The organism is Halorubrum sp. CSM-61 (assembly GCF_003781945.1).
Lineage (GTDB): Archaea > Halobacteriota > Halobacteria > Halobacteriales > Haloferacaceae > Halorubrum.
This window is the reverse complement of the sequence record NZ_RJJW01000003.1, coordinates 73612-87377: the sequence shown is the minus strand read 5'-3', so window position 1 is coordinate 87377 and position 13766 is coordinate 73612. Positions and strand designations below refer to the sequence as shown.

18 protein-coding genes are annotated in these 13766 nt (G+C 69.2%); 6 read left to right on the top strand and 12 right to left on the bottom strand.

What is annotated here, in order from left to right; translation table 11 throughout:
* Positions 1-231: 231 nt before the first annotated feature.
* Positions 232-492 (bottom strand): hypothetical protein, encoded by a 261-nt coding sequence (locus EDM04_RS06155; protein WP_008007782.1) that lies wholly within the window; start codon positions 490-492, stop codon positions 232-234.
* 301 nt (positions 493-793) lie between these two features.
* Positions 794-1666, bottom strand: a complete 873-nt coding sequence (locus EDM04_RS06150; RefSeq protein WP_123620266.1) for a molybdopterin synthase — start codon at positions 1664-1666, stop codon at positions 794-796.
* A gap of 112 nt (positions 1667-1778) precedes the next feature.
* Between EDM04_RS06150 and pyrH the strand changes: the two genes are divergently transcribed.
* The 4 genes from pyrH to EDM04_RS06130 all read left to right on the top strand — a co-directional run bounded on the left by pyrH (position 1779) and on the right by EDM04_RS06130 (position 5568).
* On the top strand, positions 1779-2504 hold the full coding sequence (gene pyrH / locus EDM04_RS06145) for a UMP kinase (protein ID WP_123620265.1): 726 nt from the start codon (positions 1779-1781) through the stop codon (positions 2502-2504).
* Positions 2501-4249 (top strand): lysine--tRNA ligase, encoded by a 1749-nt coding sequence (gene lysS, locus EDM04_RS06140; protein ID WP_123620264.1) that lies wholly within the window; start codon positions 2501-2503, stop codon positions 4247-4249. Before pyrH ends, lysS begins: the two co-directional genes overlap by 4 nt.
* Positions 4250-4483 (top strand): hypothetical protein, encoded by a 234-nt coding sequence (locus EDM04_RS06135; protein ID WP_123620263.1) that lies wholly within the window; start codon positions 4250-4252, stop codon positions 4481-4483.
* 77 nt (positions 4484-4560) lie between these two features.
* Positions 4561-5568: a sensor histidine kinase KdpD gene (locus EDM04_RS06130; protein ID WP_123620262.1), complete on the top strand. Its 1008-nt coding sequence runs from the start codon at positions 4561-4563 to the stop codon at positions 5566-5568.
* 44 nt (positions 5569-5612) lie between these two features.
* Here EDM04_RS06130 and EDM04_RS18965 read toward each other — a convergent pair whose 3' ends face one another.
* The 9 genes from EDM04_RS18965 to EDM04_RS06090 form a co-directional block, all read right to left on the bottom strand.
* Positions 5613-5747 carry a hypothetical protein gene (locus tag EDM04_RS18965; RefSeq protein WP_006114415.1) on the bottom strand — a complete coding sequence of 45 codons (135 nt, stop codon included), beginning with the start codon at positions 5745-5747 and terminating at the stop codon, positions 5613-5615.
* A 120-nt stretch (positions 5748-5867) separates the two neighbouring features.
* Positions 5868-6161 (bottom strand): DUF5808 domain-containing protein, encoded by a 294-nt coding sequence (locus EDM04_RS06125; protein WP_123620261.1) that lies wholly within the window; start codon positions 6159-6161, stop codon positions 5868-5870.
* Between the two features lie 91 nt (positions 6162-6252).
* The gene (locus tag EDM04_RS06120) at positions 6253-7938 is read right to left on the bottom strand and encodes a bifunctional N(6)-L-threonylcarbamoyladenine synthase/serine/threonine protein kinase (RefSeq protein WP_123620260.1); all 1686 of its coding nucleotides are present in this window, start codon (positions 7936-7938) and stop codon (positions 6253-6255) included.
* 10 nt (positions 7939-7948) lie between these two features.
* Entirely contained in the window at positions 7949-8257 is a 309-nt protein-coding gene (locus tag EDM04_RS06115; protein ID WP_123620259.1) for a 30S ribosomal protein S24e, read from the bottom strand.
* 95 nt (positions 8258-8352) lie between these two features.
* On the bottom strand, positions 8353-8931 hold the full coding sequence (locus EDM04_RS06110) for a GTP-dependent dephospho-CoA kinase family protein (RefSeq protein WP_123620258.1): 579 nt from the start codon (positions 8929-8931) through the stop codon (positions 8353-8355).
* A gap of 73 nt (positions 8932-9004) precedes the next feature.
* Entirely contained in the window at positions 9005-9202 is a 198-nt protein-coding gene (gene spt4, locus EDM04_RS06105; RefSeq protein ID WP_008007804.1) for a transcription elongation factor subunit Spt4, read from the bottom strand.
* The gene (locus EDM04_RS06100; protein WP_123620257.1) at positions 9202-9777 is read right to left on the bottom strand and encodes a DNA-directed RNA polymerase; all 576 of its coding nucleotides are present in this window, start codon (positions 9775-9777) and stop codon (positions 9202-9204) included. The genes spt4 and EDM04_RS06100 overlap by 1 nt, the downstream gene beginning before the upstream one ends.
* A gap of 19 nt (positions 9778-9796) precedes the next feature.
* The gene (locus tag EDM04_RS06095) at positions 9797-10216 is read right to left on the bottom strand and encodes a PIN domain-containing protein (protein ID WP_123620256.1); all 420 of its coding nucleotides are present in this window, start codon (positions 10214-10216) and stop codon (positions 9797-9799) included.
* 1 nt (position 10217) lies between these two features.
* The gene (locus EDM04_RS06090; protein ID WP_123620255.1) at positions 10218-11462 is read right to left on the bottom strand and encodes a translation initiation factor IF-2 subunit gamma; all 1245 of its coding nucleotides are present in this window, start codon (positions 11460-11462) and stop codon (positions 10218-10220) included.
* A gap of 527 nt (positions 11463-11989) precedes the next feature.
* On the opposite strand from EDM04_RS06090, the gene EDM04_RS06085 reads away from it, so the two are divergent.
* Both EDM04_RS06085 and EDM04_RS06080 read left to right on the top strand, forming a co-directional pair.
* Positions 11990-12511, top strand: a complete 522-nt coding sequence (locus EDM04_RS06085) for a DUF5810 domain-containing protein (protein WP_123620254.1) — start codon at positions 11990-11992, stop codon at positions 12509-12511.
* A 36-nt stretch (positions 12512-12547) separates the two neighbouring features.
* Positions 12548-12985, top strand: a complete 438-nt coding sequence (locus tag EDM04_RS06080; RefSeq protein WP_123620253.1) for a DUF5809 family protein — start codon at positions 12548-12550, stop codon at positions 12983-12985.
* A 95-nt stretch (positions 12986-13080) separates the two neighbouring features.
* On the opposite strand, the gene dpsA is transcribed toward EDM04_RS06080, so the two are convergent.
* Complete coding sequence (gene dpsA / locus EDM04_RS06075; protein WP_123620252.1) at positions 13081-13629, bottom strand: DNA starvation/stationary phase protection protein DpsA; 549 nt, start codon at positions 13627-13629, stop codon at positions 13081-13083.
* Between the last annotated feature and the right edge of the window lie 137 nt (positions 13630-13766).

Below are 13766 nucleotides of genomic sequence, written 5' to 3'. Positions count from 1 at the left end.
CGGTCGTAGCCCGTCGGCGAGTATAAACCCCGCGTCGGGCGAAGCGCTCGCCGATCGGTTCGGCGTCCCCGGAGCGGGTACCGGTCGGTGGGAAGACGGTCGTCAGCGGAGGGAGACGGGGAACAGGCCGTCAGCGGAGCGAAGGGGGAGTCACCGATCGGTTCGGAGAGCCGTCAGCGCGTGGTGCGGGGACGCGCGCGAGCGCGTTGGTCGGTGTCGACGCTTCCGGCGTCAGGCGGGCTCGACGCGCCAGGTCGTCGCGCCCGTGTACGACCACTTCTCGACGGTGAGCTCCGTGGCGGAGTCCCGGAGCTTCACCATCAGGGCGCCGATCTCCTTCGGCGAGAGCTCGACGTCCTCGGAGATGAACTTCCCCTTGAAGTACATCTCACCGTCCTCCGCGCGGTCGAGCAGATACCGCTTCAGCCGCTCTTCCTTGCTGAGGTCGTCGGTCGCGGTCGCGGTCGTGGAGGGGTTCGCAGTCGCGCTCATGGTACACTCACCGCTTGCCCCCGAAGGGTGTTATAAAGGGACGACCGTTGGGGGATGTTCAGCGGCTTTCATGGCGTTTTAGATCGAGGAAAGCGGCTAAAACGTGTCTGACGAACCGTTCAAAAGGTCTCTAAAGCCGCTTAGAAATTTTATTAACTGTTCTAAACAGGTTATACATAGAGCGGCTCTCGACGAGTTCATCGCTTCGGCGGATCGTTAACGATCGGCTTAACCAGATTATATTGCTGGTAAATGAGCGGTACGCGAGGGCGATAGCGCGGGTCGCGCGGCCGATCGGTGGTCACTCGCGCCGATGGACCCAGAACTCCTCGGCCTCCGTGGCCTCCTTCTTGAATATCGGTACCTCGTCTTTCAGCCGGTCGATCCCGTCCTCGACGGTCCGGAACGCCTCCCGGCGGTGGCCGGCGAGGACGACGACGAACACGATGTCCTCGCCCGCCTCGATCACGCCCGTCCGGTGATGCATCCGGACCTCGAACACGCCGTCGCGCTCGGCCAGCTCGGCCGCGATGGCGTCCATCCGCTCCGCGGCGACCCCCTCGTACTTCTCAAACGCGAGGTGGGTCGTCCGGTCGTCGTCGGGGGCGTCGCGCGCCCGGACGCGCCCGGTGAACGTCGCGATAGCGCCGGCGCGGTCCGCGTTCGCGGACGCCTCCACGCGGCGCACGAGCGTCTCCCGGGTGACCCACGGCTCCGCGTCGGTCAGGTCCGCGACGAGCCGATCGAGGTCGACCTCGTCGGGGGCGTCGGCCGCAGCGATCACGGAGCCCGGGACGTCCGCCGGTTCCGCGTCCGCTCCGAGGAGGACCGTCGGAACGCGCAGCCGCGACTCGCCGACGGCGACGAGGTAGTCGTGGTCGGGCGCGAGCCCGTCGAGGAGGTCGTCGAGCCCGTCGGCGCGTCCCCGACCCCTCCACGACCCGTCGGAGTCGAGCGCGAGCGCCGTGTCGGCGGTCGATGCCGGTCCTCGCTCGGCGTCGGAGCCCTCTCTCCCGACCGCGACGCCGCCGTCGGTCGCCTCGGAGTCGGGCGTTTCGCCGCTCTCTCGGCGTTCCCCGCTGCAGTCGACGACCGCCACTCGCCCGGCGAGCCGCTCCGCGAGCGGTTCCGCGAGGTCGGTCGCCCCGGGACCGACGATCGATATCGGTTGCATACCCGTAGGCGGACCGGGAGCGGCTTAGGCGTTTCCCGGTCCCGGAGAGCGGGCGAGAGCACCCGGTTCCGCTTGATAATCCTTAAGACCGCGACAGGGGTATTCGACCGTAATGAGAGTCGTCGTTTCTATCGGCGGGAGCGTGCTCGCGCCCGATCTGGATCCCGACCGGGTGGCCGCGCACGCCGAGGCGATCGAGCGGCTGTCAACCGACGGCTGCGAGGTCGGTATCGTCGTCGGCGGTGGCGGAGTGGCGCGCGAGTACATCGGGACGGCGCGCGAGCTGGGCGCCAACGAGGTCGAGCTCGACCAGCTGGGAATCGGGACGACCCGGCTCAACGCCCGGCTGCTGATCGCCGCGCTCGACGGGGACGCGAACCTCTCGCCGGCGACGGGGTACGACGAGGCCGCGGCCGCCCTCCGCCGCGGCGAGGTGGCGGTGATGGGCGGCGTGACCCCCGGTCAGACCACCGACGCGGTGGCCGCCGCCTTCGCGGAGTCGGTCGACGCCGACCTGCTCGTGTACGCCACGAGCGCCGACGGCGTGTACGACGCCGACCCGAACGTCGACCCCGACGCGACCCAGTTCGAGTCGATGTCGCCGGCGGAGCTGGTCGACGTCGTCCTCCCGATGAGCCGGGACGCGGGCGCGTCCGCCCCCGTCGACCTGCTCGCGGCGAAGCTGATCGACCGGGCGGGCATCAGGTCGATCGTCCTCGACGGCACCGACCCGAGCGCGGTCGTCGACGCGGTGCTCCGCGGCGAGCACACCGGCACCGACGTGGTCCCGACCGGAAGCGACGAGCCGACCTACTGGACGGGGGCGGGCGACGCGTGAGCGCCGACGAGGACCCCGCCGACGCGACCGCGGACGCGACGCCCGACGACTCCCCGCACATCCTCTCCGAGCAGGCCCGCGAGGCCGACGGGGCGGCGGACGCCGCCGACGCGGGCGACGGGGACGGCGGCGAGGGGTTTCACGCCTTCTGGGCCGACGTGGTCGCCGACGAGATCGAGGCGCGCGACCCCGACGAGCCGATCGTCATCAAGGGGGGCGTCTCCCCCTCGGGGGTCGCGCACCTCGGGAACTTCAACGAGATCATCCGCGGCTACTTCGTCGCCGCGGTGCTACGCGAGCGCGGCCACGAGGTCCGGCAGGTGTTCACCTCCGACGACAAGGACCCGCTCCGCAAGCTCCCCCGGAAGCTGGCGAACCCCGACGGGGAGATCGTCGGGCTCGGCGAGGTCGACGCCGGCGCGCTCGGCCGCAACCTCGGGAAGCCGTACACCGCGATCCCGGACCCGTTCGGCGAGCGCGAGTCGTACGCCGCCCACTTCGCCGCCCTGCTGAAGGCCGACGCCGACCGGCTGGAGATTCCGGTCGAGATGGTCTCGAACACGGAGCTGTACGCCGACGGCGCGTTCGACGACGTGACCCGGACCGTCCTCTCCGACCTCGACGGCGTCCGCGAGGTGCTCTCGGCGTACCAGGACAAGGTGGACGGCGAGTACGTCCCCTTCAACCCGGTGTGCGCCGAGTGCGGGAAGATCACGGAGACGGTCACGGGCGTCGACCTCGACGCCGAGACCGTCGAGTACGTCTGTACCGACATGGACGTCGGCGACAACACCATCGAGGGCTGCGGCCACGAGGGAACCGCCACGTTCCGCGAGGGGAAGCTCCCGTGGCGGCTGGAGTGGCCCGGCCAGTGGGACGTGCTCGGCGTCGACTTCGAGCCGTTCGGGAAGGACCACGCGGAGGGGTCGTGGCCCTCGGGCGTCGACGTGGCGCGGAAGGTCTTGGGAATCGAGCCGCCAGTGCCGATGGTGTACGAGTGGTTCACGCTCAACGGCGAGCCGCTCTCCTCGTCGGCCGGCAACATCGTCACCGTCCCAGAGCTGCTCGAGCTGCTCGAACCCGCCGTGCTCCGGTACTTCTTCGCGCTCCACCCGAAGAAGGCCCGCGACCTGGACATCGAACGGCTCGACCAGCTCGTCGACCGGTTCGACCGGTTCGAGCGCGCGTACTTCGGCGAGGTCGACGACGAGGACCTGACCGCCTTCGCCGAGCGGGCCTACCCGTTCGTCGTCGGGCGCGCGGACGATCCGCCCGCGGAGAGGCCCGTCCGGCTCCCGTACACCTTCGCGGCCGTGCTCGGGATGGTCGACGACCCCGACTTCCGCGAGCGGCTCGCCCGCGACGAGGGACACATCCCCGACGACGCCTCGGACGAGGCCGTCGAGGCCGCGCTCGCCCGCGTCGAGAAGGCGCGCAACTGGGCGGAGCGCACCGGCAACGAGTACGACTACCTGCTCCAGACGGACCTTCCCGACGCGGACTTCGACGAGGACGTCGCGGCCGCGCTCGACGACCTCGCCGACTTCGTCGCGGCCGGCCACGACGGCGACGCGATCCAGTCGGAGATGTACGAGACGGCGCGCGCACACGACGTGGAGGTGAGCGACTTCTTCGCCGCCGGCTACCGGCTCTTCTTCGACGACACCCAGGGACCGCGGCTCGGCGAGTTCCTCGGTGAACTGGAACGCGACTACGTCGTGGCGCGACTCCGCCGGGAGGCGTAGATGCCCGAGGACCGCTCGCTCGACGAGTTCGAGGGGTCGGACGCAGAGACTGAGACTGTCGGCGACGGCTCGCCATCCGCGGACTCGACAGACGGCGCCGTCGCCGACGATCCGGCTCCCGCGACCGCGACGTGGACCGCCGGCGGCGCCGACTGCGAGCGGTGCGGCGACAGCGTCGAACGCCGCTGGCTCGACGACGGGGAGCGCGTCTGTCCCGACTGCAAGTCGTGGTGATCCCTGTCAAGGTTTATTACGTCTCGGAGACAGCCGTTACGTGCGCTAAAAATCGCCCGGGGCACGCCGTAATATAAATGAACTTGGAATCAGACCTCGTCTTCGACCGATCTCCGCGTGAGCTCGCCGTCGCGTATCTCTGTCTCGGGTCGCTGTTCGTGGTCGTAACCGACCTCGCGGTGGCGTCCGCGATCGGCTCCCCCTCGACGTGGACCCCGATTCAGGCTGTCGACGGCTGGGCGCTGGTCGGCGTCTCCTCGCTGGTCCTCTACGGGGCGACGGCGTATCAGCAGCGCCGTGCGGTCACCGCCCGAAGTGAGCTCGAGACGTCGAACCAACAGCTTCAGGTGTTGAGCCGGGTGTTCCGCCACAACGTTCGGAACGACCTCAACGTCATTCAGGGGTACACGGACCTGCTCTCCGACCGGGTGGACGACGAGCGGAGCCGCGAGTGCTTGGAAACGATCCGGGAGACGACCGACGACGTCGTCGAGATCAGCGAGAAGCTGCGCGTCATCGAGGACGCGTCTCCGGCCCCACCGAGCGGGCGGGTCGACCTCGTCGACGCGGTCGCCGAGGCGACGGCGGAGATCGACCGCGCGGACGTCTCGCTCACCGTCGACGCGCCCGCCGAGGCGTGGGTCCGCGCGGACGAGTCGATCGAGTACCCCATCCGAGAGGTGTTCGAGAACGCCGTCACGCACAACGACGAGTCGGTGCGCCGGGTCGACGTCCGCGTCACGGAGACCGGGTCGACGACCTGTCTCGAGGTCCGAGACAACGGTCCGGGGCTCCCCGACGACGAGCGGGCGGTGTTGCGCGCCGAGGAGGAGACGCCGCTGTCGCACGCGAGCAGCATCGGGCTGTGGCTCGTCAAGTGGATGTGCGAGACGCAGGGCGGAACCGTCGGGTTCGAGACGAGCGACGACGGGACGACGGTCCGGCTTCGGTTCGAGTCGGTCGACGGCCCGGCGTCGACGGGGTCGACGGAAGATGCGGACGGATGGAGGCAGTGCGGAAACGACACCGCGCGATCCGACGCGGTCGCGGACGGGGCCCAAGAGAGCGCGGCCGACGACGACTGACCTGAACGTTCGATTCAGGAGACAGAGGGGGTCGAACCGCGCTGCTAGTCGAGTTCCGTGATCGTCACCGCGTACACCGCGCCGCAGTTCCCGCATTCGACGTGAACCCCGCGGCTCGTCTCGCCGCGGGTGAACTCGGAGATCTCCTCCGAGCACGAACACTCGAACTGGACTTTCATTACTTCCGATACGCCGTTCTAGTATTTAAAAGAATCCGTCTCAAAATCACGTCTGAAAAACCGATTCCCCGCGGTCGGTTCCGGCAACCGATCGTCGACGACGGTAGGCGGCGGCGATGCTCAGTCGTCGTCGACGATCACTTCGACCGGCTCGTCGCTCGTGTCCACGTCGTCGACGGACGCGTCGGCGGCGCCGGCCGACTGCGTCTGCTGGTAGTAGAGCCCGCCCGCGACGGCGAGGACGATCCACGACCGCCAGTTCGCGAGGTTCAGCGTGTATCCGATGCCGAACGGCTTCTCCACTAACATTCCCTTGTCGGGCTGCCAGTACGACGAGAGCATTCGACCGAGGCTCGGCCGCTCGAAGTTGTACGGGATCCCGAGGATCTCTCCCGAGGACGGTTTGTCTGCCATACCTGCACATCGCTCGCCGGGCATATAAAGCGTGGCGCAAGTCGGCGTCGTTCGTCGTCCGGCGGCACCTCGCGGTCCGGCTCCCGGCCGTTTACCGGTACCGCCCGCGCCCCTCCACGTCGCGGAGGCGTTCGAGGACCTCGTCGTCGCCGACGGCCGCGTACCCGGCCTCGAAGGCCTCGATCAGCGGGTCCGGGTCGGCCGCGGTCGCGCGGACGGACCCCTCGAACACGTGGAGGTCCATCGCGTGGTCCTCGACGTGGCCGGTGTGGTAGGCGAGCCCGAAGTCGATGAGAGTCGTCCGCGGGTCGCCTTCGTCTCGCGTTTCAACCCGCGCGTTCCGCGTGGTCGGATCGCCGTGAACGATCCCCGCGTCGTGGAGCCGCGCGAGGTGTCGCCCCACCGACGCCGCGCGCTCCGTCCCCCCGTCGAGGGCGGCGGCGAGGTCGCGGTCGCCGACGTACTGGAGTGCCAGCGTCGCGTTCGGCACGTCGACGTCGTACACCAGCGGCGCCGGTACCCCCGCTCGGCGGGCCTCGCTCGTCAGCCGGGCCTCCGCGACGGTCCGGTCGCGCCTGAGCGTTCGATCGAGCTCGGGGTGACGGTACTCCTTCGGGACGCGGCGCTTGATCACGCGACGGTCGGCGGCCCCGTCCGTGGCGTCGCCCCCGTCCCCGGCGACGACCTCCACCGTCGCCTCGGCGCCTCGACGGTCGGCGCCCGTCCCGTCGCGCTCACCGGGAGCGCGTCGCCGAGCGACCGACTCCCCGCTCCGCCACGTCACGGGCACCTGATCCGGGCGGAAGTTCGGGTCGATCGCGGACTCCCGGATGGGGACCGTGTCGCCCGCGGCCGCCATCTTCGCGCCCAACACGGCGATCATCCCGGCGTTGTCGCGGAGGAAGCGCGGCTCCGGGGCGTGGAACCGCGCGCCGCGGGCCGCGCACATCGACGACAGCATCTCGCGGAGCCGGTCGTTCTGCGCGACGCCGCCGCCCAACACGAGCTCGTCGGCGCCCGTCAGCGAGAGGGCGCGCTCCGAGACCTCCGTCAACATCGCGAACACGTGCTCTTGCAGCGAAAAGCAGATCTCCTCGACGGGGACCCCGTCGTCGGACGCGTCGTTGGCGGCGGAGCTGATCCCGGAGAAGGAGAAGTCCATCCCCTTGACGACGTACGGGAGATCGAGGAGATCCCCCGGCCCGTCGCTCCCCTCGACGTACCGCCGCGCCGCCGCCTCGACCTTCGGACCGCCGGGGTGGTCCCAGCCGACGTGACGGGTGAACTTGTCGATCGCGTTGCCGACGCCGGCGTCCATCGTCTCCCCGAGCACGCGGTAGCGCCCGTCGTGGTAGCCGAGCAGGTGGGCGTTCGCGCCGGAGGCGTTCAGACACACCGGGTTATCGAAGCCGGACCGGTGGCGACCGATCTCCAGGTGTGCGACCATGTGGTTGACGCCCACGAGCGGCACGTCGAGCGCCCCCGCGAGCGACCGGGCGGCGGTGCCGACGGTCCGGAGACACGGACCGAGTCCGGGACCGCGAGAGAAGGCGACCGCGTCGAGCGCGTCCGGTCCGTGTTCCTCCTCGGCCGCCGTGAGAACCGCGTCGACGACCTCGGGGATCGCCTCGGACATGTGCTCGGCGGCCTCGCGCGGGTGAATGCCGCCGCTGTCCGGCTCGTACGGGTTCGATTCGATGAGAACGGAGTCGGTCTCGGCGTCGTAGAGGGCGGCGCTCGCACACCAGGCGGTCCCCTCGATGCCGAGAACGCGCATTCGGCGGGCGTTAGGCTTCCTCGGCGTCCGCGTCGCCCTCGTCGCCGATCTTGTTGCGTTCGAGCATGTGCTCCTGCTCGACGTCGAGCGCGTCCTCCGCGCTGTCGTACACCTTCGCGTAGCCGACCGTCTTTCGCATGCCGAACTTCGTGTCCAGCTCGTGGACGACGACCTCCTCGGAGGCCTTGTCCAGCTTGGCCGCGAGCGAGTCGCGGACCGACAGACGGGAGGGCGTCGCCTCCTCGTGGGTCGTCTCGAAACGGATGTCCGTGCGGTGCAACATCGGGTTCTCCTCCTCGGAGATGATATCGACGTCCATGGTTCAGTTAGGCGTATATCCCCTCGAAAGCTGTAAAAGGATTTCGAAGCGGGGGTGCCGCCGCCAACGAGCGTTCGCCGGTCTCCGTCCGGATCTCACCGATCGTCGTCTGGGACCCGACCGAGCGCCTTGTAGGCCGCCTCGACGTCGCCCTCGAGCCCCTCGAACAGCTCGCGCGCCGCTTCGCGGGACTCCGGCGTGACCGCGACGCGGACCATCCCCTCGCCGGGCTGGCCGTAGACGACGCTCGCGCCGTCGGGCGCGGCGAGGATCGCGGGGAGCGCGGCCAGGTCCTCCTCGCCCGTCACCTCGATGATGACCGGATCGACGTCGGAGAGCGCCTCGGAGAGCGCCTCGAGGAGTTCCCGCGACAGCGACGCGGCGGGGTTCTCCACCGATATCCGTCGGTCGTCCGCGTCCGCGAGCGCGGATTCGATCGCCGGGTCGACCGCCTCGCGCTCGGTCTTCCCGTCGATGAGCGCGACGTCGGGAACGCGGCCCGCCTCCCGCAGGTGGTACGTGACCACGTCGCCGACCGCGATGACGGGGGCGTCGGGCGCGGCCCGCTCGCCGCGGGTCTCCGCCGCGTCCGCGAGTAGTTCGTCGGCGTCGGTGGTCACCGGGCCGAGCGGCTCTTTGAACGCGTCGCGCAGGGAGTCGGGGAGTGTGAGCATAGGGTTGTGGGTGGTCGAAACCGCGAGCCGCTACCGTGAGCCGTCCCGCGAACCGCCGCAGCCGACCGCCGCCCTACCGGACCTTCAGCGCGTACGAGCCGGCCTTCGTGACGTTCATCTCCTCGGCGATCTGGCTCTCCTCGGGCTGGGTGATGATGACGTAGCCCGCCCAGTCCTCGGTGAGAGACGACGACCCGCAGTGCTCGCAGGTCTGGGAGTCGGGGTCGTTGACGTGGTGGCACTCACGGCACGCCAGGCGGTCCTCGGCCATCAGTCGGCCTCCTCACCGGTCTGTTCGCGGTGAAGTCGCTGGCCCTCCAGCCACTCGTGTTTCCCGAGGCCGGGCTGTTTCGCGGTGAGCCCGATCTTCGAGTCGCGCGGGTTGCGCTCGTCGATGCTCTTGGTCACCACGCGCACCCGGACGGCGTCGTCGACGCCGAGGGTCTTGTCGGAGTCCGAGGAGGCGAGCTGCTGGTTCGCCCCGTCGAACGTGAGGTACTCGTCGGTGATCTGCGAGACGTGGAGCAGGCCGTCGACCGGGCCGATCCCGACGAAGGCGCCGAACTCGACCGTCTCGACGACGGTGCCGTCGGCGACCTCCTGCATGTCGGGGTCGTAGGTCAGCGCGTCGAACTCGGCCTCGTAGTAGACGCCGGGGCGGTTGTGGAGCACCGCGCCCTCGCCGATGTCGTGGACCTCGATGACGCTCACGACGCTCCCAACGTCCTCGTCCATTCGTCCTTCCAGTTTGTCCTGCAGCAGGGCTTTCACCCGCTCGTCGGTGACGTCCGCCAGGTGTTTCGGCGGCACCTCGACCGTATCCTTGAGTCGAACTCGTTTGTACATGATTGGTTGTCCGCGTCCGCTAGGGTTCCGTTATCGCCAGTGCGTTCCGACCCCTTAAACCGATTACTGGTGCGCCCGCCTCCAGCACCCGGTTCGCCAGCGGTCGATCGTTGGTGACGACGCCGTCGACCCGGCCCTCGGCGGCCAGCTCGACCAGCGCGTCGTCGGCGTACGATTCGTCCGTTGCCACCGTCTCCGCCCGCGTCGCGAGGTCCGCGCCCACGCTCGCCGCGGTCGCCTCCTCGCCGTTCCCGCCCTGCAGCCGATCTAACTCCGACACGACCGCCGTCGGGACGACGACTTCGTAGGCGCCGAGGAGCCGATCGAGCTCCTCGAACAGCCGCAGGTCCGCTTCGACCGGCGCCATCAGGGCGCTCGCGTCGAGCGCGACGACCTCGATGTGGGCGGCCTCGCCGGTCTCGCGGGCTCCGTCGGTCACGTTACGAGAGCGTCCCGACGCCGATGAGTCGCCAGCGCGCGCCGACGCGCCGGTTGATCGCGATCTGTGCGCCCTCCTCGGCGCAGACCGGGCGCTTGAGGCTGACCTCGCACTCGCCGTCGCGCGCGCTCGTCACCGCGCCGACCGTCGTCGCGGTGCCGACCGTGAGCATCAGCGGCTCGCCGGTAGAGATCTCCTCGATATCGCTCTCGCCGCTCTCGTCGTCCTCCTTCCCGACGACCCGGTCGAGGAGGTCGACCTCCATCTCGAACTCGTTTCGCGTCGGCGGGAGCGTGCCGGGCTCGCCGGCGACCTGGCCCGCGAGCGCGTCGCCCTTCGTCAGGCTCGGGTCGAGCCCGGTCCCGACGCCGAGCAGTCCGCCCGGCCGGGCGGACTCCACGTCGTTGCTGCCGGCCTGCAGCGAGCGCACCGTCGTCTCGAGGGGGCGCCACTCCGTCTGGCCCTCCTCGTCGACCTCGCGGCCCGGTCGGATCTCCAGCCCGTCGCCGACCGACAGCTCGCCCGCGACGAGCGAACCGCCGACGACGCCGCCCTTGAGGTCCGCCGCGGTCGCGCCCGGGCGGTTGATGTCGAACGAGCGGGCCGCGTACATGCGGGCGTGTTCGGACGGGTCGCGGTCGGGAGTGGGTATCTCCGACTCGATCGCGTCGATGAGGAGATCCATGTTGACCTCCTGTTGCGCGGAGACGGGGACGATCGGCGCGTCCTCCGCGACGGTTCCCTCGACGAACTCCTGGATCTGCCGGTAGTTGTCGACGGCGCGGTCGCGGTCGACTAAGTCGACCTTGTTCTGCGCGATGACGACGTTCTCGATCCCGATGAGGTCGAGCGCCATCAGGTGCTCCTCCGTCTGCGCCTGCGGGACGTCCTCGGTCGCGCTCACGACCAAGACGGCGCCGTCCATGATCGAGGCGCCGGAGAGCATCGTCGCCATCAGCGTCTCGTGGCCGGGCGCGTCGACGAACGAGACCGTCCGGATCGGCTCGCTCTCGGAGCCGTCCTCGCACTCCTCGTCGACGGTGTAACACTCGGGCGCGTCGACGCCGGGACAGCGGCGGAACGTCGCGTCCGCGTACCCCAGCCGGATCGAGATGCCGCGTTTCATTTCCTCGCTGTGCTGGTCGGTCCACGAGCCGGACAACGCCTGCACGAGCGTCGTCTTCCCGTGGTCGACGTGACCGACGAGACCGATGTTCACCTCCGGTTGTGTGTTGGCTTCAGTCACTGTTGGACCTCCTAACGGAGTAGTCTTACCGGAAATTCGCTCCGTGCGAGTGATAAAGTTGCTGTTATAGGTGCGAAACGCGCACGCGGCGAGGCGGCGACGAACTACTCAGACCCACCGACGCGGTGCGGTGGCGCGTGCCGCCGAGCGCCCGAAGGGCGCGAGGTGCACGCGCGAGGGAGTCGGCCGGCGCTTATAAGCGCCGGCCGACGAGGCTGGGGAGGCGTGAGGCTGGGTGCCGTGCGGGGTGGGACTCAAAGGGGCAGCCGTGAGGCGGGCGGAGGCGACGTAAGCACTAGAAGGAGCGAGCCTGCGAGCGACTGAAGCGCGCAGCGAGCGTGCGCCCGCCTCACGGCTGGGGCTTTGGAAGGTGTGTACCGCCGATCAGCGATCAACCGCGCGTATCCGAGCGGCTGGGGCTTTGGAGGCCTTCACCGTCGTCGAGTCGGCCAACCACTTATAAGCAAACGGCGTCGTCAAAATTGTTCGACGCGGCTTTACGCCTCACGACCGTACCCGCGTCCGATATGGGATACGCCTGCCCCGTCTGCGAGACGCCCCAGCGCGACGGCGAACACCTCGCGCATCACCTCGCGTTCACGGCGATGCTACACGGCGGCGACCACGAGGCGTGGCTCGACGACCACGTGTCCGACTGGAGCGACCGGGAGCCGGCGGGGCTCGCGGCCGAGGTGACGCCCCACGCCGAGACGGCCGAGTACCACGAGGTGTTCGAGGACACCGTCAATCGCGGACGCCCCGACGTCGACCTCGGAGCGCACGACGGCGTCGGATCGGGCGGTCACGACCACGCCGGACACGATCACGGCCACGGCGGCCACAGTCACGCCGCGGGCGGCGCCCCCGGCGGGGTCGACTCGACCGGCGAGACCAGTCCGGAGGTGGCCGACGCGATCCGCGAGGCCCGCGAGATGGCGCGGGAGGCGGGCGACGACGGGGACGACAAAGGCGAAGAGAACGCCGAGAGCGACCCAACCGACAGCGGCGATTCCGACGCCCCCGACGCCCCCGACGATTCGTCCGCGTAACGGAACGCCCTTTTCAGTCGACGGCCAAGAGCGTGTATGCACACCAGAGGGACGTTCGCGCCGGAGACCCGCGCCGACGCGCTCGAGCGCTACGAGGAGGTCGGCCCGGTCGCGCAGGTCGTCGTCCGCGAGGCGACGAAGGCGATGTCGTTCGACGCCGACGAGTACGACGAGCGGGTCACGCCCGAGGTGATCCGGACCGCGCGCGACGCGACGTTCGCCGAGATGCTCGCGGTCCACGTCGGCGAGGAGAGGGAGTTCGACGAGTGGCTCGCCGACAGCGCGTTCGAGGAGGACGACGTGGTTCAGATCGGGTCCGACAACGTCGACAACGTGGTGTGGCACCCGATCCCCTTCGCCGACACGGTGGTCGCGGCGACGTATCAGGAGGAGCCCGACGCCGCCGCCAGCACCCTGCGCCGGAACGCGTTCGGGCGGGTGTACCGCGAGGAGTTCTACGAGTCCGGGCGGTAGTCAGTTATAAAGAAACAGCGTCGCTTTTAGGTGAGAAAACGGGAGAGTTCGAGGCTGCAGACGGAGATCGTCGGCTACCGCGAGACCGTCGACGCCTATTCGAGCGAACCCTGGGTGACGAGGGTGTCGTCCTCCAGGTAGTGCTCGATGTGGTGGCCGTGTTCCTCGACGCCTTCGAGGATCTCGCGGAGCAGCTCCTCGGTGTTGTAGTCGCCGAGGTTGTTGGCGAGTTGGACGTGCTCGCGGAGCTGCTCGATGATGTCGCCGAAGATCTCCAGGTCGTTCTCCAGCGAGGTGCGGATGTCGTAGGCGTCGGCGTCCTCGGGGCTCACCGGCGCGTGCTCCTCGTAGTTCGCGCCGCCCGAGAGCGGCACGCCGCCGAGCGCCTGCGCGCGCTCGGCGATCACGTCGGCGCCCTCCTCGAGGTCCGCGGCGACCTCGCCGAGGTACTCGTGGATGTCGTGGAACTCCGCGCCCTCGACGAGCCAGTGGTGCTTTTTCACCTGGTGGTAGAGGACGTACGTCGCCGCGAGATCGGAGTTGAGCGCGTCGACGAGCTGCTCGGCCTTCTCCTCGGGGATGCGCAGCGCTTCGCTCTCGTGGACGTCGCCGTACCGTTGACGGGCCTCTTTCTGAGTGCTCATGCGGTCTACACGTACGCGCGCGACCCACTTAATCGTTCTCACTTTGGTAATCAGAGTTCCATATGTTGAAGATATTTTTTCTGTTGTGTGTGATACCGGTCGACACCGACGTTCGACTCCGCCCGCGAAGGGAAACG

Coding starts and splice junctions, on each gene's coding strand:
- spt4 (WP_008007804.1), bottom strand. CDS start 9,202: ATGGCCGAGGACCGCCTGGCGTGCCGTGAGTGCCACCACGTCAACGAC.
- EDM04_RS06135 (WP_123620263.1), top strand. CDS start 4,250: ATGCCCGAGGACCGCTCGCTCGACGAGTTCGAGGGGTCGGACGCAGAG.
- EDM04_RS06130 (WP_123620262.1), top strand. CDS start 4,561: ATGAACTTGGAATCAGACCTCGTCTTCGACCGATCTCCGCGTGAGCTC.
- pyrH (WP_123620265.1), top strand. CDS start 1,779: ATGAGAGTCGTCGTTTCTATCGGCGGGAGCGTGCTCGCGCCCGATCTG.
- dpsA (WP_123620252.1), bottom strand. CDS start 13,629: ATGAGCACTCAGAAAGAGGCCCGTCAACGGTACGGCGACGTCCACGAG.
- EDM04_RS06110 (WP_123620258.1), bottom strand. CDS start 8,931: ATGCTCACACTCCCCGACTCCCTGCGCGACGCGTTCAAAGAGCCGCTC.
- EDM04_RS06150 (WP_123620266.1), bottom strand. CDS start 1,666: ATGCAACCGATATCGATCGTCGGTCCCGGGGCGACCGACCTCGCGGAA.
- EDM04_RS06125 (WP_123620261.1), bottom strand. CDS start 6,161: ATGGCAGACAAACCGTCCTCGGGAGAGATCCTCGGGATCCCGTACAAC.
- EDM04_RS06100 (WP_123620257.1), bottom strand. CDS start 9,777: ATGTACAAACGAGTTCGACTCAAGGATACGGTCGAGGTGCCGCCGAAA.
- EDM04_RS06085 (WP_123620254.1), top strand. CDS start 11,990: ATGGGATACGCCTGCCCCGTCTGCGAGACGCCCCAGCGCGACGGCGAA.
- EDM04_RS06120 (WP_123620260.1), bottom strand. CDS start 7,938: ATGCGCGTTCTCGGCATCGAGGGGACCGCCTGGTGTGCGAGCGCCGCC.
- EDM04_RS18965 (WP_006114415.1), bottom strand. CDS start 5,747: ATGAAAGTCCAGTTCGAGTGTTCGTGCTCGGAGGAGATCTCCGAGTTC.
- EDM04_RS06115 (WP_123620259.1), bottom strand. CDS start 8,257: ATGGACGTCGATATCATCTCCGAGGAGGAGAACCCGATGTTGCACCGC.
- EDM04_RS06155 (WP_008007782.1), bottom strand. CDS start 492: ATGAGCGCGACTGCGAACCCCTCCACGACCGCGACCGCGACCGACGAC.
- EDM04_RS06080 (WP_123620253.1), top strand. CDS start 12,548: ATGCACACCAGAGGGACGTTCGCGCCGGAGACCCGCGCCGACGCGCTC.